The 18,136-nt window shown below is 65.6% G+C and carries 21 protein-coding genes; 13 read left to right on the forward strand and 8 right to left on the reverse strand.

Annotation, left to right across the window (positions count from 1 at the left end):
- Positions 1–13 precede the first annotated feature (13 nt).
- The 7 genes from AC1DOP_RS26175 to flhD form a co-directional block, all read right to left on the reverse strand.
- Positions 14–379 (reverse strand): response regulator, encoded by a 366-nt coding sequence (locus AC1DOP_RS26175; protein ID WP_442124448.1) that lies wholly within the window; start codon positions 377–379, stop codon positions 14–16.
- A 103-nt stretch (positions 380–482) separates the two neighbouring features.
- Positions 483–1,031: a chemotaxis protein gene (locus AC1DOP_RS26180; protein ID WP_442124449.1), complete on the reverse strand. Its 549-nt coding sequence runs from the start codon at positions 1,029–1,031 to the stop codon at positions 483–485.
- Between the two features lie 25 nt (positions 1,032–1,056).
- Positions 1,057–2,085, reverse strand: a complete 1,029-nt coding sequence (motB, locus tag AC1DOP_RS26185) for a flagellar motor protein MotB (RefSeq protein ID WP_477254189.1) — start codon at positions 2,083–2,085, stop codon at positions 1,057–1,059.
- Entirely contained in the window at positions 2,085–2,945 is an 861-nt protein-coding gene (gene motA / locus AC1DOP_RS26190; RefSeq protein ID WP_442124451.1) for a flagellar motor stator protein MotA, read from the reverse strand. The genes motB and motA overlap by 1 nt, the downstream gene beginning before the upstream one ends.
- 110 nt (positions 2,946–3,055) lie before the next feature.
- A complete protein-coding gene (locus AC1DOP_RS26195) occupies positions 3,056–3,841 on the reverse strand; it encodes a class I SAM-dependent methyltransferase (RefSeq protein ID WP_477254191.1) in 786 nt (261 codons plus the stop codon).
- Positions 3,842–3,854: 13 nt separating this feature from the next.
- Positions 3,855–4,403 (reverse strand): flagellar transcriptional regulator FlhC, encoded by a 549-nt coding sequence (flhC, locus tag AC1DOP_RS26200; protein ID WP_442124453.1) that lies wholly within the window; start codon positions 4,401–4,403, stop codon positions 3,855–3,857.
- Between the two features lie 155 nt (positions 4,404–4,558).
- Positions 4,559–4,876: a flagellar transcriptional regulator FlhD gene (gene flhD, locus AC1DOP_RS26205; RefSeq protein ID WP_047826184.1), complete on the reverse strand. Its 318-nt coding sequence runs from the start codon at positions 4,874–4,876 to the stop codon at positions 4,559–4,561.
- 522 nt (positions 4,877–5,398) lie between these two features.
- Here flhD and kynB point away from each other — a divergent pair.
- Genes kynB through AC1DOP_RS26230 form a run of 5 tightly spaced genes read left to right on the forward strand, consistent with a single transcriptional unit; the run spans position 5,399 to position 9,773 of the window.
- A complete protein-coding gene (kynB, locus tag AC1DOP_RS26210; RefSeq protein ID WP_442124454.1) occupies positions 5,399–6,046 on the forward strand; it encodes an arylformamidase in 648 nt (215 codons plus the stop codon).
- Positions 6,043–7,305 carry a kynureninase gene (gene kynU, locus AC1DOP_RS26215; RefSeq protein ID WP_477254194.1) on the forward strand — a complete coding sequence of 421 codons (1,263 nt, stop codon included), beginning with the start codon at positions 6,043–6,045 and terminating at the stop codon, positions 7,303–7,305. Before kynB ends, kynU begins: the two co-directional genes overlap by 4 nt.
- A gap of 10 nt (positions 7,306–7,315) precedes the next feature.
- Positions 7,316–8,152 (forward strand): tryptophan 2,3-dioxygenase, encoded by an 837-nt coding sequence (gene kynA, locus AC1DOP_RS26220; RefSeq protein WP_442124456.1) that lies wholly within the window; start codon positions 7,316–7,318, stop codon positions 8,150–8,152.
- Positions 8,149–8,709: an RBBP9/YdeN family alpha/beta hydrolase gene (locus AC1DOP_RS26225; protein ID WP_477254196.1), complete on the forward strand. Its 561-nt coding sequence runs from the start codon at positions 8,149–8,151 to the stop codon at positions 8,707–8,709. The genes kynA and AC1DOP_RS26225 overlap by 4 nt, the downstream gene beginning before the upstream one ends.
- A gap of 14 nt (positions 8,710–8,723) precedes the next feature.
- A complete protein-coding gene (locus AC1DOP_RS26230) occupies positions 8,724–9,773 on the forward strand; it encodes an acyltransferase family protein (RefSeq protein WP_477254198.1) in 1,050 nt (349 codons plus the stop codon).
- 52 nt (positions 9,774–9,825) lie between these two features.
- On the opposite strand, the gene htpG is transcribed toward AC1DOP_RS26230, so the two are convergent.
- Positions 9,826–11,745 (reverse strand): molecular chaperone HtpG, encoded by a 1,920-nt coding sequence (htpG, locus tag AC1DOP_RS26235; protein ID WP_477254200.1) that lies wholly within the window; start codon positions 11,743–11,745, stop codon positions 9,826–9,828.
- A gap of 336 nt (positions 11,746–12,081) precedes the next feature.
- On the opposite strand from htpG, the gene AC1DOP_RS26240 reads away from it, so the two are divergent.
- The 8 genes from AC1DOP_RS26240 to AC1DOP_RS26275 all read left to right on the forward strand — a co-directional run.
- The gene (locus tag AC1DOP_RS26240; protein WP_442124460.1) at positions 12,082–12,585 is read left to right on the forward strand and encodes a VOC family protein; all 504 of its coding nucleotides are present in this window, start codon (positions 12,082–12,084) and stop codon (positions 12,583–12,585) included.
- Positions 12,582–13,007 (forward strand): YciI family protein, encoded by a 426-nt coding sequence (locus tag AC1DOP_RS26245; RefSeq protein ID WP_442124461.1) that lies wholly within the window; start codon positions 12,582–12,584, stop codon positions 13,005–13,007. The genes AC1DOP_RS26240 and AC1DOP_RS26245 overlap by 4 nt, the downstream gene beginning before the upstream one ends.
- A gap of 10 nt (positions 13,008–13,017) precedes the next feature.
- Positions 13,018–13,863, forward strand: a complete 846-nt coding sequence (locus AC1DOP_RS26250) for a YciI family protein (protein ID WP_477254203.1) — start codon at positions 13,018–13,020, stop codon at positions 13,861–13,863.
- The gene (locus AC1DOP_RS26255) at positions 13,860–15,149 is read left to right on the forward strand and encodes an RNA polymerase sigma factor (protein ID WP_477254204.1); all 1,290 of its coding nucleotides are present in this window, start codon (positions 13,860–13,862) and stop codon (positions 15,147–15,149) included. The genes AC1DOP_RS26250 and AC1DOP_RS26255 overlap by 4 nt, the downstream gene beginning before the upstream one ends.
- Positions 15,142–15,702, forward strand: a complete 561-nt coding sequence (locus AC1DOP_RS26260) for a YdeI/OmpD-associated family protein (RefSeq protein WP_477254206.1) — start codon at positions 15,142–15,144, stop codon at positions 15,700–15,702. The genes AC1DOP_RS26255 and AC1DOP_RS26260 overlap by 8 nt, the downstream gene beginning before the upstream one ends.
- A 44-nt stretch (positions 15,703–15,746) precedes the next feature.
- Complete coding sequence (locus AC1DOP_RS26265; protein ID WP_442124465.1) at positions 15,747–16,439, forward strand: response regulator transcription factor; 693 nt, start codon at positions 15,747–15,749, stop codon at positions 16,437–16,439.
- A complete protein-coding gene (locus AC1DOP_RS26270) occupies positions 16,429–17,697 on the forward strand; it encodes a sensor histidine kinase (protein WP_477254209.1) in 1,269 nt (422 codons plus the stop codon). Before AC1DOP_RS26265 ends, AC1DOP_RS26270 begins: the two co-directional genes overlap by 11 nt.
- 140 nt (positions 17,698–17,837) lie before the next feature.
- Positions 17,838–18,136 (forward strand): NAD-dependent epimerase/dehydratase family protein (locus AC1DOP_RS26275; protein WP_477254211.1); only part of this gene is annotated, 299 nt, incomplete at its 3' end.

Here is an 18,136-nt window from a genome sequence, read left to right on the forward strand (position 1 = left end):
GTCGCTGATCGGCTTAGCCGATGACTTTCTTGACCACCTCGATCAGGCGCTGCGGATCGAAGGGCTTGACCAGCCAGCCGTTGGCGCCGGCGGCGCGGCCCTTCGATTTCATCTCGTCCGACGATTCGGTGGTGAGCATCAGGATCGGCACCTTCTGGTAGGTCGGCAGCGCGCGCAGCGACTTGATCAGCGTGAGGCCGTCCATCTTCGGCATGTTCTGGTCGGTCAGGACCAGGTCCACGGTCTGCTGCTTCGCCTTGTCCAGGCCATCCTGGCCGTCGACAGCCTCCACCACCTGGTAGCCGGCGGCCTTCAGGCTGAACGCCACCATCTGGCGCAGGGAACTGGAATCGTCAACCGCAAGAATCGTTTTTGCCATTTTCTGTGTGCTCCTCGGGGGGGAAGGGGTCAGAGCCCGGTTCTTCTTTTAAAGGGGCTCTGACCCCGAATTTCATAGTTATCGTTCGTTTAGCCAGATACGGTCAGAACAGCTCGACGTCGCCACTCTCCAAATGCCGCTGCTCCACCGACTTCCTCAACATGCTGCGCAGCTCGAGCGACTGGATCGCCAGCGCCATGCTGACCTTGCCAAGGCGCTCGACGATTTCCTCGCTGTGGCTGTCGGGCGCGATGTCGGCGCCGTGCTCGCCGAGCGTGGTCAGGAATTCGCGCAGGCCGGACACACGGCGCAGCGTGCGGTCGAGCAGCTGGCTGGTCATGTCCTGGAACTGCATGCTGGTGATCGCCGAGTTCACGTGCTGGCCGATCTCGCCCGACATGCCGGTCAGCTTCTCGCTTTCCTCGGCCGACGGGGCTTCGCCGGCCAGCAGGCGGTTGATGCTCTGCTGGCGCGCGTCGACCGCCTGGTGGATCGCCATGAAGCTGGAGGTGAGCTTCTCGACGGCTTCCTCGAGCAGCAGCGTGGTCTGCACCAGGTCGGTCTCGACCTCGTTCAGGTGGCGCCGACCGTGGTCGGACACGCCCGACAGCAGGCGCTTCACGTGTGACCCTAAAATCTTTTTTCTTGTCATTGAGTCCTCCAGTACACTCCGCGCCTTACTTCGCCGCCTGTTCCGGAGCCGCCACGGGACTGCGCCCCGCTGCCGCTGGCGCGTCGGGCCGCCGCCCGACGGGTGGCGCCATCCCGACACCCGTCGCCTGTGCCACCGCTTTCACGGCGCCGTCGGCATCGTCCGGCACGTCCAGCGAATTGCCGCCGTTGCCGCCGTTGCGCAGCACCGATTCCTCGGTGCGCTTGTTCATCACCAGGATGCTGATGCGGCGGTTGACCGGATTGAACGGATCTTTCGGATCGAGGTGGTTGGCGGCCGCCAGGCCGACCACGCGCAGCACCTTGGACTCGGCCAGGCCGCCGCGCACCAGTTCGCGGCGCGAGGCATTGGCACGGTCGGCCGACAGTTCCCAGTTGCTGTAGCCCGACTCGGTCTGGTAGGGCGTGGAATCGGTATGGCCCGACAGGCTGAGGCGGTTGGGTACGTCGTTCAGCACCAGCGCCAGCACGTCGAGGATGTCGCGGGTGTAGGGCTGCAGCTCGGCCTTGGCGCTCTCGAACATCGGGCGGTTCTTCTCGTCCACGATCTGGATGCGCAGGCCTTCGCTGGTGACGTCGAGCAGCAGCTGGTTCTTGTACTTCTTCAGGACCGGATTGGCGTCGATGGTCGCCTGGATGCGTTCCTTCAGCTTCTGCAGCTTGGCCGCTTCCTCGTGTTCCAGCGCGGCGCGCGCGGCCTTCAGGTCGTAGGTCTTCTTGTCGGCTTCGATCTCGCCCTTCTTGACCTGGCCGTTACGGCGCGTCAGGTCCTGGCCGCCGCCCCGCAGGATCGAAGCGCTGTCGCCGCTGCCCGAGCCGCCCTGCATGGCGACCTTCAGCGGGGTCTTGAAGTAGTTGGCGATGCCTTCCATGTCGCCCTTGGTGGTCGAGCCGAGCAGCCACATGAGCAGGAAGAAGGCCATCATCGCCGTCACGAAGTCGGCGTAGGCGATCTTCCAGGCGCCGCCGTGGTGTCCGTGGCCGCCCTTCTTGATCTTCTTGACGATGATTGGCCGCTGGCCTTCGTCCGCCATTACTTGCTCTTCGCTTTCTTGATGTGGTCTTCGAGCTCCGCGAAGGTCGGACGCTCGGTCGAGTACAGGACCTTGCGGCCGAATTCGACCGCCAGCGCCGGTGCATAGCCATTCAGGCTGGCCAGCAGGGTCACCTTCACGGTCTGGAACATCTTGGTCGACTCCTCCAGTTTCTGTTCCAGCAGGCTGGCCAGCGGACCGACGAAGCCGTAGGCCAGCAGGATGCCGAGGAAGGTGCCGACCAGCGCGTGCGCGATCAGCATGCCCAGCTCCGCCGGCGGCGCGCCGACCGATTCCATGGTGTGCACCACTCCCATCACCGCGGCCACGATACCGAAAGCCGGCAGGCCGTCGCCGAGCTTGGCGATGCACTGGGCCGGGACGTGGCCCTCATGATGGTGGGTCTCGATCTCGTTGTCCATCAAGTTCTCGATCTGGAAGGCATCCATGTTGCCGGAAACCATCAGACGCAGGTAATCGGTGATGAATTCGACGATATGGTGGTCGGCCAGCACCATCGGATACTTCGAGAACACCGGGCTCTGCTCCGGGGTCTCGATGTCGCCTTCGATCGACATCAGGCCTTCCTTGCGGACCTTGGACAGCACGTCGAACATCAGCGACATCAGCTCCATGTACATCTCGCGCGTGTACTTCGAGCCCTTGAACAGGGTCGGGATCGCTTTCATGGTGGCCTTCACGGCCTTCGGGGTATTCCCGACGAAGAAAGCGCCGAGAGCGGCGCCGGCGATCATCAGCACTTCGAGCGGCTGCATGAGCGCAGCCACATGGCCGCCGCTCAGGACGAAACCGCCAATCACGGACGCGACGACTATGACGTAACCAACAATGACAAACACGGGACTCCCGTTCTGTGAAGCCGGGGACGTGCCCGGTTGAAATATTTACGTAGGGAACTAGATTAGCTTGAGAATGAACTACGGGCAAGTAAAAGTGCCGGGAATGTGGCTCAAAAGTGCCAAATGTAAAGAATTTTCCTGCTATCGCCAGTTACAAGGCGCTGCTCGGGCTCGCGCCCGGCAATAGTAAATTCGTAACTGATAAGTACACTGCCGGGACGCATCTCGGCCGCGGCCTTGCGCCACAGGGCGTCCATGGCAGCCGGCGACAGGTAGGCGAAGACCACGTCGAAATTGCCGAAATTGAGGTTTTCGTAATCGCCGCGCAGGAAACGCGCCCGGCTTCCCGCCAGCCTGGCGCGCAGGCTGCTGGCCAGCCAGGGCAAGGGCGCAAGCTCGATGCCAGTGACTTCGCAGTCGGGACGGCGGCCCGCCAGCTCCAGCACCAGGCCGCCGAGGCCGCTGCCGATGTCGACGATCCGCAGCGGCCGGTCGGCCGGCAACTGCGCGGCAACCGCATCCCAGACCCGGCGTCCGGACGGGTAGTACGGCACCTGGGTGCGGAAGGTCGACCAATATAGAAGGAGCAGGAACAGGAACACGGCCAGGAAGGCCGCCGGCGGCAGGGCCAGGGCGTCGGCGCCCTGCCGCGCCAGCAGCAGGGCTGGCGGAAACAGGAACTGGATGGCGCGCCACCAGCTCGCCAGCCGGGCGCGCCAGGACAGCAGCGCCGCCCAGGCGCCCTGGACCAGGGTCACGCCGAACAGGGACAGCGGCATGCCGGCCCGCGCCAGCAGCCACACCGTGGCCAGCATCAGGGGGAAGGCAAGGATTTGCAGCAGCAGCGCGCGGATGGCGGGGGCGCGCCGTATCCGGCGCGAGGCGGCGGCGCTCACCGGGAGAAACGGATCAGGCGGCGGCGAGCGCGGCAGCGTCCTTGGCCTTGCGGGTCTTGCCGGCGCGCGAAGGCATGTGGCACAGGCCGCACTGGTAGTCGTTATTCAGGTCTAGCGCATTGACCACGTACTTGCCCTTGCATTTCGAGCAAGGCGCCAGCACCAGCATGCCACCCTGGAAGAAGCGCACCAGGGTCCAGGCGCGGGTCAACGACAGCAGCGGCTCTTCGCCCGGCTCCGGCGGCATCTGTTCCAGGTAGAGCTTGTAGGCCTTCATCACGGCATGGACGCCGGTGGCGTTCGCGTGCTCGACCAGGAACTTGTAGATATTGATGTACAGCGAGGAGTGGATGTTCGGCTGCCAGGTCAGGAACCAGTCGGTCGAGAACGGCAGCATGCCCTTCGGCGGCGACACGCCCTTCAGTTCCTTGTACAGCTTGAGCAGGCGCTCGCGCGACAGCGAGACTTCGCTTTCCAGCAGTTGCAGGCGGGCGCCGAGCTGGATCAGTTCGATGGCCAGCTGGATTTCCTGGGCTTCCGAGACTACGCTTTTTTTGCTCATGACTTACTCACTCCTGGTGGCTTCAAATCGGGGCCAGAGCCCCAAAAAAGCAAGTTCGGGCTCTGACCCCAGCGCTAACTCTGCTCTGACCCCGGCGCCAACTCTGCTCTACCCCGGTGCTAACCAGGCAGCGGGGGGCCGGGCAGCGGGGAGGTTTAGGCGATTTCTTCTGCAGGCTGGCCGGCCATCAGGATGGCGGCGTGCGACTGCGCCAGGGCGCGGTCCTTGCTGTGGCTGGTGAGCATCGACAGGATGGCGGTGTCGTCGAAGCGGAAGCGGGCCAGCATCATGTTGCCGCCGGCGAGCTTCAGGATCTGGGCGTTGCTCATGCCTTCGATCAGGTCGGCGATGTCGGCCGAGATGCCGAGGCGGAAAATTGCGGTGACCTTGTCGGCGCGAATCATCTGCTGGGCGAGCATCAGGTAGCTCAGGTTAGCATCACGAATTTCAGCCATCATGTCGTTCGCAGTCATTTCCATCTCTCCGGTGTGATCTATCTGGTCGGCGGTTTGTGTTGCCGTTGAGATAGATTCTGACTGTGAGGAAACTTTTAGTGTATTGGAGAGTGTCTGTATTTTTCGTCCGGCAAAGACGAAGACGACCCGTAGGAGTTTGTCTGACAAACCCTCCCGGATCGGGGTCGCGCCCCTATGAAAACGGGCGGATGTAGATGTTCAATAAATCGGCCTTCTCGGGCCAGTCGACGCCGAGAAGAATCTGCGTCTGCGTTGGTTAACGTCAACCGTTTTGGGAACTTTAGGGTCGAATCAAAATATTTTTCGACTTTTTTACTGCCTCAAGTCCCTCTACAGACCGTTATCGGATGGCTTTTCGAGAACTTTAGGCTTTTTCGCAAAAAAATTTTCGACCGAATCGCGGGCATCTGGATGGGTTATCGGACGGGTTTCGGGGAACTTTAGGGTTCTCGCGAAAATTTTTTTGATCATGCATTTCTTGCTACACTGCCGGCTTCGCGCATTCATTCCTATATACGCATGCCCGCACCTACACTCTGGGATATCAGCCCGACGATTTCGGCCGGCATCCCGGTCTGGCCCGGCGACACCCCTTTCGAGGCCAGCCCCACCTGGGAAATCCGGGATGGCTGCCCGGTCCATGTCAGCCGCATGACCATGACCACCCACCTCGGCGCCCACACCGACGCGCCATCCCATTACGATCCGACGGGCCGCAGCATCGACGCCGTCGAACTCACGCCTTATCTCGGCCCTTGCCGGGTCATCCACTGCGTCGGCGTCAAGACGGTGAGGCCGGAGGACATCGAAGCCCGGCTGGACGGCACGCCTCCCCGGGTGCTGCTGCGTACCTACGCCAGCGCGCCCCGGCAGGCCTGGGACCCGGCCTTCCCGGCCATCGCCCCCGAGACCATCGCCCTGCTGGCCGCCAGGGGCGTGGTCCTGGTCGGCACCGACGCCGCCTCGCTCGACCCGCAGGACTCGAAAACCCTGGACGCCCACCACGCGGTGCGCCGCCACGGCCTGGCGATCCTCGAAGGCGTGGTGCTGGACGAGGTGCCGCCCGGCGACTATGAACTGATCGCCCTGCCCCTGAAACTGGCCGGCATGGATGCCAGCCCGGTACGCGCGATCCTGCGCGCCCTGCCCGCCACGGAGAACGCATGAACACTAAAGTATCGATATCCTCGCGCGCCGATTGCGCCGCCCTCGACGCCCAGGATCCGCTGGCGCGGCTGCGCGACCGCTTCGAACTGCCCGACGGCGTGATCTACCTGGACGGTAATTCGCTGGGTGCCCGTCCGCGCGCATCCCTGGCCCGTGTCCACGAGGTGGTGGCCCTGGAATGGGGCCAGGACCTGATCAAGAGCTGGAACACCGCCGGCTGGTTCGACCTGCCCAAGCGCCTCGGCGACCGCCTCGCCCCGCTCATCGGCGCGCATGCCGGCGAAGTCGTGGTCACCGACACCACCTCGCTGAACCTGTTCAAGGCGCTGGCCGCCGCGCTGGAGATCCAGCGCCGGAAAGCGCCGGAACGCAAGCTCATCGTCACCGAGCGCAGCAACTTCCCGACCGACATCTATATGGCGGACGGCCTGGCGCGCTGGCTCGACCGCGGCTATTCGATCCGCCTGGTGGACAGCGTGGAAGAGATCGCGGCCGCGGTGGACGCCGACTGCGCGGTCCTGATGCTGACCCACGTGAACTACCGCACCGGCTGGCAGCACGACATGGCGGCCTTGACCCGGCACGCCCAGGAGGCCGGCGCGCTGGCGGTCTGGGACCTGGCCCACTCGGCCGGCGCGGTCCCGCTCGACCTGCATGGCGCCGGCGCTGATTTTGCGGTCGGCTGCACCTATAAATACCTGAACGGCGGCCCCGGCGCCCCGGCCTTCATCTGGGTACCGCAGCGCCACCAGGCCGCCTTCAGCCATCCGCTGACCGGCTGGTGGAGCCATGCGGCGCCATTCGCGATGTCGCACGGCTTCACGGCGGCGGACGGCATCGGCCGCGCCCTGTGCGGCACCCAACCGGTGACCTCGCTGGCCATGGTCGAGTGCGGACTGGAGATCTTCGAAGAGACCGACATGCAGGCCATCCGCGCCAAGTCGCTGGCCCTGACCGACCTCTTCATCGCCCTGGTCGAAGCGCGCTGCGCGAAACACCCGCTCGGCCTGGTGACCCCGCGCGAGCATGCGCGCCGCGGCAGCCAGGTCAGCTTCACCCACCCGCAAGGCTATGCGGTGATGCAGGCCCTGATCGAGCGCGGCGTGATCGGCGACTACCGCGAGCCGGAGATCATGCGCTTCGGCTTCACGCCGCTGTACACGCGCTACGCCGACGTCTGGGATGCGGTCGAGATCCTGCGCGACATCCTCGACAACGAGAGCTACGACGCCCATGCGGCGCGCGGCGCGGTGACCTGAAGGAGCCGACATGGACGATCAAAAGAAAGCCGAGTGGCATGGCGCGAAAATGGACTTCAAGGAGTCCATGAGCTACGGCGACTACCTGGGCCTGAACCAGATCCTGAGCGCCCAGCACCCGCTGTCGCCGAACCACAACGAGATGCTGTTCATCATCCAGCACCAGACCAGCGAGCTGTGGATCAAACTGATGCTGCACGAACTGCAGGCGGTGCGCGAACAGATCCGCAAGGATGAACTGCCGCCGGCCTTCAAGATGCTGGCCCGGGTGGCGCGCATCATGGACCAGCTGGTGCATGCCTGGGACGTGCTGGCCACCATGACCCCGCCCGAGTACAGCGCGATCCGCCCCTACCTGGGCGCGTCGAGCGGCTTCCAGTCCTTCCAGTACCGCGAACTGGAATTCATCCTCGGGAACAAGAACGCCAGCATGCTGGCGGTGCACCAGGTCATGCCCGAGCACCACGCCCTGCTCGAACGCGAGCTGCACGCGCCCTCGATCTACGACGAGGCGGTGCGGCTGCTGGCGCGTTCGGGCCTGCCGGTCTCGCAGGCGCGCCTGGATGTCGATCCGACCCAGCCGACCGTCCACGACGACTCGGTGCTGGCGGCCTGGCTCGAGGTCTACCGCGACCCCGAACACCACTGGGCCCTGTACGAGCTGGCCGAGAAGCTGGTCGACATGGAGACCGCCTTCCGCACCTGGCGCTTCCGCCACGTGTCGACGGTGGAGCGCATCATCGGCTTCAAGACCGGCACCGGCGGCACCGCCGGCGTCAGCTACCTGCGCAAGATGCTCGACGTGGTATTGTTCCCGGAACTGTTTGCACTGAGGACCGCCTTATGAAATGCGACATCCTGATCGTGGCCGGCCTCTGGAACTCGGGCCCGCAGCACTGGCAGACCCACTGGGAAGGCAAGTACTCGAAATGGGAACGGGTCGCCCACCGCGACTGGAACAACCCGCAACGCGATGAGTGGGTGGCGGAGCTGGATGCCGCGATCGCGGCCTGCGAAGGCCGGCCCATCCTGGTCGCCCACAGCCTGGGCTGCATGCTGGTGGCGCAGTGGGCGCAATGGGCCTGCCTCCAGGCCGGCTCGCCGCTGAAGATCGCCGGCGCCTTCCTGGTGGCGCCCAGCGACGTCGAAGCGCCCTCCTATCCGGCCGCCGCGAACGGCTTCACGCCGATCCCGATGCAGGCGCTGCCCTTCCCTTCGATGGTCGTGGCCAGCACCAACGACGAATACCTGCACATCGAACGCGCGCGCGCCTTTGCCGGCGCCTGGGGCAGCAGGCTGGTGGAGATCGGCGACGCGGGACACATCAACGGCGCCAGCGGCTACGGGCCGTGGCCGGAGGGCGAGCGGATGCTGGAGGACTTCTGCTCGACATTGCACCCCTGAGCGCCGCCCCGGCCGTGAAGGCCGGGCTGGACAAGCCGTTTTCGCTTTACCTCGACCTGGTCCGCATCCTGGCCGCCTGCGCGGTCGTGATGGCCCACTTCGGCTATTTCCGTATCTTCGACGACTACCAGATCGCCCATGTCGCCGACCTCGGGCGCGAAGCCGTGATCGCCTTCTTCGTGCTGTCCGGCTTCGTGATCGCCTACAGCGCCGAGCAGCGCAACCCCTCGCTGGGCGACTACGTCAGGGCCCGCTGTGCGCGCCTGTATTCGGTGGTACTGCCGATGCTGGCGCTGGCCTTCGGCCTGGCGGCGCTGGCCATCAAGCTGCTCCACCTGCCGGTAAACGGCGCCTACCAGCTGCACAAGCCCTGGCTCTACATCCCCTTCCACCTGTTGTTCCTGGGCGAGCTGTGGAGCTTCGTCGAGGTGCCGCCCTGGCTGGTACCCTACTGGTCGCTGAACTACGAAGCCTGGTACTACGTGCTGTTCGGCGCGATGCACTACCTGAAGGGACACCGGCGCCTGCTGGGCCTGGCCGTGCTTGCCCTGATGGGCCCCAGGCTGTGGCTGCTGCTGCCGCTGTGGCTGTCCGGGGTCTTCCTGTACCGCTGGCAGAAGACGCAGGTCATCCCGCGCGGTATCGCCCGCGCCGGCTGGGCCGTCACGCTGCTGCTGGCGGCCCTGTGGACCTGGTACGACCCGGAACAGCGGCTGCGGCTGGTGGCGCGCGCCGCCTGGCCCTTCCCCGGCATCCGCATGGGCAGCGCCGACCGCGTGCTGTCCGACTATCTGGTGGCGATCCTGGTACTGGCGAATTTCGCCTGCGCACGCCACGCCGGCTTCACCCGGCTGCTGGGCGCCGCACGGACCATCCGCTTCGTGTCGGCGCACACCTTCACGCTCTACCTCTCGCACAGCCTGGTGATCTGCGCCTGCCAGGCGCTGCTCACCTTCCGGCGCGGCGATCCGGCCGTGCTGCTGGGGCTCGCGCTGGCGATCGCGGCGACGGCGGCCGTGCTGCAGCCGCTGACCGACGCCCTGCAGCGCCGCCTGCGACGATGAAAAAACGGCCGGGCATCGCTGCACCGGCCGTTTTACAGGGAAGCTGATTCGCTTACTTCGCGGTCGCCAGCAGCATCTCGTTCAGGCGCTTCACGAACGAAGCCGGATCGCTCAGGTTGCCGCCCTCGGCCAGCATGGCCTGGTCGAACAGGATGTGGGCCCAGTCGCCGAAGCGCGCCTGGTCCGCGTCTTCGTACTTCAGGCGCGTCACCAGCGGGTGGTTCGGGTTGATCTCGAGGATGGGCTTCGACTCCGGCGCGTCCTGGCCGGCCGCCTTCAGCATGCGCACCAGGTTGGCCGACAGCTCGTGCTCGTCCGCCACCAGGCAGGCCGGCGAGTCGGTCAGGCGGAACGTCACGCGCACGTCCTTGGCCTTATCCGCCAGCGCGCCCTTCATCTTCTCGACCAGGTCCTTGTACTGGGTCTCGGTCTCTTCGTGTTCCTTCTTCTCGGCCTCGTCTTCCAGCTTGCCCAGGTCCAGGCCGCCCTTGGCGACCGACACCAGTTCCTTGCCGTCGAAGTCGTTCAGGAAGGACAGCATCCACTCGTCGACGCGGTCGGTCAGCAGCAGCACTTCCACGCCCTTCTTGCGGAAGATCTCCAGGTGCGGGCTGTTCTTCGCCGCGGTGTAGCTGTCGGCGGTGACGTAGTAGATCTTCTCCTGGCCTTCCTTCATGCGCGACACGTAGTCGGCAAAGGACACGGTCTGCTCGCTGGAGTCGGTATTCGTCGAGGCGAAGCGCAGCAGCTTGGCGATGCGGTCCTTGTTGGTGGCGTCCTCGCCGATGCCCTCCTTCAGCACCTGGCCGAACTCCTTCCAGAAGGTCGCGTATTTATCCTTGCCTTCCTGCTCGTCCGAATTCGCCATCTCTTCCAGCATGCCCAGCACGCGCTTGTTCGAGCCTTCGCGGATCACGCGCACGTCGCGCGACTCCTGCAGGATTTCGCGCGAGACGTTCAGCGGCAGGTCGTTCGAGTCGATCACGCCCTTCACGAAGCGCAGGTAGACCGGCATCAGCTGCTCGGCGTCGTCCATGATGAACACGCGCTTCACGTACAGCTTGATGCCGCCGCGCTTGTTGCGGTCCCACAGGTCGAAAGGCGCGTGGCTCGGCACGTACAGCAGCTGGGTGTATTCGCTGCGGCCTTCGACGCGGTTGTGGGTGTATGCCAGCGGCGCCTGGAAGTCGTGCGAGATGTGCTTGTAGAACTCCTCGTACTGCTCCTTGGTGATGTCCGACTTCGAGCGGGCCCACAGCGCCGAGGCCTGGTTCACGGTCTCGAATTCGTCCTTGACGACGGTTTCCTTCTTCTCTTCGTCCCACTCTTCCTTCTTCATCACGATCGGCAGGGAGATGTGGTCCGAGTACTTGCGGATGATGGACTTCAGCTTCCACGACGACAGCAGCTCGTCCTCGCCTTCGCGCAGGTGCAGGATGATGTCGGTGCCGCGGCTGGTCTTCTCGATCGCTTCGATCGTGTAGTCGCCTTCGCCGGTCGATTCCCAGCGCACCGCCTCGGAAGCCGGGCTGCCTGCGCGGCGGGTCTCGACGGTGACGCGGTCGGCCACGATGAAGGCCGAGTAGAAGCCCACGCCGAACTGGCCGATCAGGGCGGCGTCCGCCTGCTGGTCGCCGGACAGCTTGCTGAAGAATTCCTTGGTGCCCGACTTGGCGATGGTGCCCAGGTGCGAGATCACCTCGTCACGGCTCATGCCGATGCCGTTGTCCGAGATCGTGATGGTTTTCGCTTCCTTGTCGAACAAGACCTTGATCTTCAGTTCGTGATCGTTGCCGTACAGGGCATCGTTGTTGATCGCCTCGAAGCGCAGCTTGTCGGCGGCGTCGGAGGCGTTCGAGATCAGTTCGCGCAAGAAGATTTCCTTGTTCGAATACAAGGAGTGAATCATCAGTTGCAGCAGCTGTTTTACTTCTGCTTGGAAGCCAAGGGTTTCTTTTTCGGCAACAGCCATCTTATGTCCTCGTTATGTTCAGGGGTTAAACAGACCGGGACGATATTGGGATACGAATAAGGATTTCAAGAGTCATTTTTAAAGAGAACGATTTGGCGGCAAGAAGCGGGATGCGGGCGGCATGCCTTACCGCCTACGGTTGTTATGCACTACGCATAGAGCGCGCCTGACTGCGAAAAACCTCGCTGTTGGATATCTTTTTCTCGACTTCGTACGACAGTCGTCATACCGTATCGAAAATTCCGAAAATATTTTGGCCTGGCGATGTCGAAACCGGGCCGCATGCTTCGTCGTAGTGATAGCAGGCCCCAAAACAACCGGATAAGGAGATCCATCATGCAAGAACAGGTACGTGCCATCCCCGAAGGCTTCCACACCGTCACGCCCCACCTCGTGTGCGCCGGCGCGGCCGCGGCGCTGGAGTTCTACAAGAAAGCCTTCGGCGCCACCGAGATCGGCCGCATGCCCGGCCCCGGCGGCAAGATCATGCACGCCGAGATCCGCATCGGCGACTCGCGCGTCATGCTGGCCGACGACTTTCCCGACTGGGGCAGCAACGGTCCGCTGGCCCTGAAAGGCACCCCGGTCTTCATCCACCTGTACGTGAACGATGCCGACGCGACCTGGCAGCAGGCGGTGGCGGCCGGCGCCAAACCCGTCATGCCGATGGCAGACATGTTCTGGGGCGACCGCTACGGCCAGGTCGAAGACCCCTTCGGCCACCGCTGGTCGATCGCGACCCACAAGCGCGACATGACGCCCGAGCAGATGCAGGAAGAGATGCAGAAGGCGATGCAGCAGAGCCAGGGCTGCGGCGACCAGCAGGGAGCGCAGCAATGAAATTCATGGTGATCGTCAAGGCCAATGCCGACACCGAGGCCGGCGTCATGCCCACCCGGCAGCAGCTTGCCGAGATGGGCCAGTTCAACGAAGAACTGGTCAAGGCCGGCGTGCTGCTGGCCGGCGAAGGCCTGCACCCGACCAGCAGGGGCGCGCGCATCGTCTTCGACGGCGACAAGCGCACCGTGGTCGACGGTCCGTTCACCGAGTCCAAGGAGCTGATTGCCGGCTTCTGGATCATCGAGGTCAGCTCGAAGCAGGAAGCGATCGAGTGGATGCGGCGCTGCCCGAATCCCTACGGCGGGAAGCCGGGCAACATCGAGATCCGCCAGATCTTTTCTGCCGAGGATTTCGGCGACGCGCTCACACCCGAGCTGCGCGAACAGGAAGAGCGCCGGCGCGAGCAGGCCGCGGCGCGCTGAGGAGACGATGATGCAGTTCATGGTCATCCGCAAGGCCGACGAGGCCACCGAAGCGGGCGCGCCGCCGTCCGCCCAGGGCCTCGCCGACATGGAGCAATTCAACCAGGCGCTGGCGGACCAGGGCCGGCTCGGGCTGGCCCTGGGCCTGCGCCCCAGCAGCCGCGCCGTGCGCCTGAAGCTGGGTCCGGGCGTCGACACCGTCACCGACGGCCCCTTCGCCGAGGCCAAGGAACTGGTGGCCGGCTTCACGGTGTTCGAGGCGGCGTCGAAGGAAGCCGCGATCGAGCAGCTGAAGCGCTGGCCGCAGAGCGACGTGCAGCCGACCGGCGAAGCGATGCTGGAACTGCGCGAGACCGGCTGCCCGGGCGGCTGCGCCCAGGTCACGCCGGCCGACGACGATGGCGACCGGCGCTACGTCATCCTCCTGCGTTCGGACGAAGGCACGGAGCGCGACCGCATCCCGCCGCAGCAGATGCTCGACGACCTGAACGCCTTCAACGCCGCGCAGGCGGCACAGGGCAGGCTGCTGGCCGGCGACGGCCTGAAGTCCAGCGCACGCGGCGCCCGCCTCCATTTCAAAGGCGGCAAGACGGACGTCATCGACGGCCCTTTCGCGGAAGCCAAGGAGCTGATCGCCGGCTTCTGGATGATCCGGGCCGGCTCGATGGCGGATGCGATCGCCTGGGCGCGCACCCTGCCCTATCCGACCGGCCCGCATGTCGAAGTCGAGATCCGCGAAGCGATGACGCTCGACGACCTGGCGCCGGCCATGGACGACGAGCAGCGCCGCGCCGACGCCAGCCTGCGCGCCGAACAGCTCGACGCCGCCCTGCGCAAGGTATCCGTGCAGGCATGAGCGGAAGCGACATCGGCCGCGTCGTCGAAGCGGTCTGGCGCATGGAGTCGGCGCGCATCGTCGGCGCGCTGACACGCATGCTGCGTGACGTCGGTATCGCCGAGGAGCTGGCCCAGGACGCCATGCTGCAGGCGCTGGAAAGCTGGCCGTCCGGCGGCGTACCGGACCGGCCGGGCGCCTGGCTGATGCAGGTGGCCAAGCACCGCGCCCTCGACCACCTGCGCCACGCCAGCATGCGCGCCGGAAAGGAGGGCGAGCTGTCGTGGGAGATGGACGAACAGCTGCGCGACGGCCAGCGCCAGCCCGACGAGCTGGCCGAACTGGCGCAGATGGCGGACAACGAGATCGACGACGACGTGCTGCGCCTGATCTTCGTCTCCTGCCATCCGGTGCTGTCCGGCGAGGCGCGCGCGGCGCTCACCCTCAAGCTGATCGGCGGCCTGTCGACCGCCGAGATCGCGCGCGCCTTCCTGGTGCCGGAAGCCACGGTGGCCCAGCGCATCGTGCGCGCCAAGCGCACCCTGGCGGAGGCCAGGGTGCCCTTCGAGGTGCCGCGCGGCGAAGAACGCAAGCCGCGCCTGGCCTCGGTGCTGCAGGTGATCTACCTGATCTATAACGAAGGCTATTCCGCCAGCGCCGGCGCCGACTGGCTGCGGCCGGGCCTGTGCCGCGAGGCGCTGCGCCTGGGCCGGGTGCTGGCCGAGCTGGCCACCGAGGAAGGCGAAGTGCACGGCCTGGTCGCGCTGATGGAGATCCAGTCCTCGCGCGAGCGCGCCCGCACCGGCCCGAACGGCGAACCGGTGCTGCTGCTGGACCAGGACCGCAGCCGCTGGGACCGGCTCCTGATCGGGCGCGGCCTGGCGGCGCTGGAGCGCGCCGGTCGCCTGGGCAGCCTCGGCCCCTACGGCCTCCAGGCCGCGATCGCCGCCTGCCATGCGCGCGCGCTAACGGCGGACGCCACCGACTGGGCCGGCATTGCCGCGCTGTATGACGCCCTGGCCGCCCTGCTGCCCTCGCCCATCGTCGAACTGAACCGCGCGGTGGCGCTGGGCATGGCCTACGGCCCGGCCGAGGGCCTGGCGCTGGCCGACCAGCTGCTGGACGAACCGCGGCTGGCCAACTACCACCTGCTGCCCAGCGTGCGTGGCGACCTGCTGGCCAAACTGGGCCGCCACGCCGAGGCGCGCGCCGAATTCGAACGCGCCGCCGGCCTCACGCAGAACGAGCGCGAACGCAGCCTGCTGCTGGCGCGGGCGCGCGACGAGACGGTCCGCATCGGTGAGTGATCCCGTCTACTTCGACGATGCCGGCGCCTTCCGTGCCTGGCTGGCCGCGCACGCGCACGAAGCGGCGGAACTGCTGGTCGGCTTCCACAAGGTCGGCAGCGGCCGCCCCAGCATGAGCTGGTCCGAATCGGTCGACCAGGCCCTGTGCTACGGCTGGATCGACGGCGTGCGCAAGCGCGTCGACGATGAACGCTACACGATCCGCTTCACGCCGCGAAAGCCCGGCTCGATCTGGAGCGCGGTCAACATCGACAAGGTGGCGACGCTGAGGGAGCAGGGCCTGATGGCGCCGGCCGGCGAGGCCGCCTTCGCGCGCCGTTCCGAGGAGCGTTCGCGCGTGTACTCGCACGAGCGGGAAACGCCGGCTGAACTTTCCACCGCCGAGCTGGCGCGCTTCCGCGAACAGCCGACCGCCTGGACCTATTTCGACGGCTGCCCGCCCGGCTACCGCCGGCGCGTGCTGCACCAGATAACGAGTGCGAAAAGGCCCGAAACCCGCGCCGCCCGCCTGGAGCGGCTGGTCGACGCCTGCGCGGCGGGCCGCCGGCTCTAAAGGTATGGCATGATGGAGGCTTCGTCCTCCCTCCTGCACACCTCATGCGCGTACTCATCATCGAAGACGACCCGGCCATCGCCGCCAATCTTTACGATTACCTCGAAGCCTCGGGCTATACCCCGGAACATGCGGCCGACGGCGTGACCGGCCTGCATCATGCGGTCAGCGCCCAATGGAGCGCGATCCTGCTCGACGTCGCCCTGCCCGGCATGGACGGCTTCACCCTGTGCCGCAAGCTGCGCGAGGAAGCGCGCCGCGACACCCCGGTCCTGATGCTGACGGCGAAAGACACGCTGGACGACAAGCTGGAAGGCTTCGGCCACGGCGCCGACGATTACCTGGTCAAGCCGTTTTCGCTGAAGGAAGTCGGCGCGCGGCTGTCGGCGCTGATCAAGCGCCACAATGGCCAAGTCGTTCCGGGCGCGCTGCGCTGCGGGGACATCACCCTCGACCCGCGCACGCTGGAGGTGGAACGCGCCGGCCGGCCGATCCGGCTGCCGCGCAAATGCCTGCACCTGCTGCAGCTGCTGATGGCCACTCCGGGCCAGGTCCTGCGCCGCGCCGAACTCGAAACCGCCGTGTGGGGCGAGATGCTGCGCGACAGCGACACCCTGCGCGCGCACATGCACACCCTGCGCCGCGCCCTGACCGCCGAGGGCGAGCCCAACCCGATCGAGACCATACACGGCATCGGCTACCGCATCGGCGCCGGCAATCCCTACGATGCGCCTTAGCCTGCGGCTGAAGGTCGCGCTGGCGCTGTTCGCCGCCTGCGTGGTGCTGCTGGTCATGCAGGCGATCGGCATACGCGTCATGGCCGAAGGGCAGGAAGAACGCCTGATCAACGCGATCATCGAGGACGACATGCGCAACCTGCTGCAGTCCTGGCGCGACGAACCGGGAACCCTGCCCCCGCTCGATCCGAGGGTGGGCGCGCGGGTCTCGGCGGAAGGCGGCGCCTGGTTTACGCTGCCGCCGTCGCTGGCCACGCTGCCGGAAGGCGTGCACGAAGTCATGATGGATGGACATGAGGTCCATCTGGCGGTGACGCACTTCGGCAGCGAAAGAGTGGTGCGCGCCTACGACTACAGCGTCTACGAAAGGCACTTCAAGAACGGCATGAACATGCTGATGTTCGCCACCGCGCTGTTCGCCCTGCCGACGGTCTGGCTGGCCTACTGGCTGTCCGGGCTGCTGGTGCGGCAGGTCGGCGGCCTGGCGCGCCAGGTGAAGGACTTGCGCTCCGGCGCCGCCTCCGCGATCGATCCCGCCAGCTATGACGAGCGCGAAGTGGCCGGGCTGGCCGAAGCCGTCAACGACTACCACTGCCGCATGGCTGCGATGGTCGAGCGGGAGAAGGAGTTCACCGCCAACGTCAGCCACGAGCTGCGCACCCCGCTCACCCGGATCCGCACCAGCTGCGAGCTGCTGGAACCGGTGGCCAGCGCGCTCGACGCCAAGTCGCGCCAGCGCCTGCTGCAGATCGAGCAGGCGGCGGAGGACATGCATGCCCTGGTCGAGTGCCTGCTTGCCCTCGCGCGCGACGAGACCGAGACGGTGGGCGCGCCGGTCCGGCTCGCGGAGCTCGTCGGCGCCATCGTCGAGCGCTACGCCGAGCGGCTGGAAAAGCAGGCGGTGCGCATCGTCGTCGACGTCGACGCCGAAGCATGTATCCAGGCTAACGCGCCCGCCTTCGGCATCGTGCTGTCCAACCTGATCGACAATGCCCTGCGCCACACGGAAGAAGGCGAGATCCGCGTCGCCTACCGCGACGGCACCCTATCGGTCGACGATACCGGATCCGGCATCGCCGCGGATGCCCTTCCCCACGTTTTTGAACGTTTCTATCGCGCACCGGGCGGACGCGGCGACGGCTTCGGCATCGGCCTGGCGATCGTGAAGAAGATCTGCGAGCGCTGCGGCTGGCAAATCGAGGTTCATAGCGCCGAAGGCGCAGGCACCCATGTGCTGCTCGGCCTGAAAGGATCCTGACAGCATGGATTTCACGAAAAATTCACTATTTCTTCACGAATTCTTCACGGGCGATTGTTTATGATGAGCGCCCCGGCGCGCCGTACTACAATTGCACACGCCGCGCCACCGCATCACCGCGACAATTTGAAAGCTAGCACATGAAAAAAGTCCTCATCCTCGGCGTCAATGGCTTCATCGGCCACCACCTGTCCAAGCGCATCCTCGAGACGACCGACTGGGAAGTCTACGGCATGGACATGAACTCCGAGCGCATCGGGGATCTTCTCGCCAATGAAGAATATGCGTCACGCATGCACTTCTTCGAAGGCGACATCACGATCAACAAGGAATGGGTCGAGTACCACGTCAAGAAGTGCGACGTGATCCTGCCGCTGGTCGCCATCGCCACGCCCTCGACCTATGTGCAGCAGCCGCTGCGCGTGTTCGAACTCGACTT

Source organism: Massilia sp. 01N410, assembly GCF_056399665.1.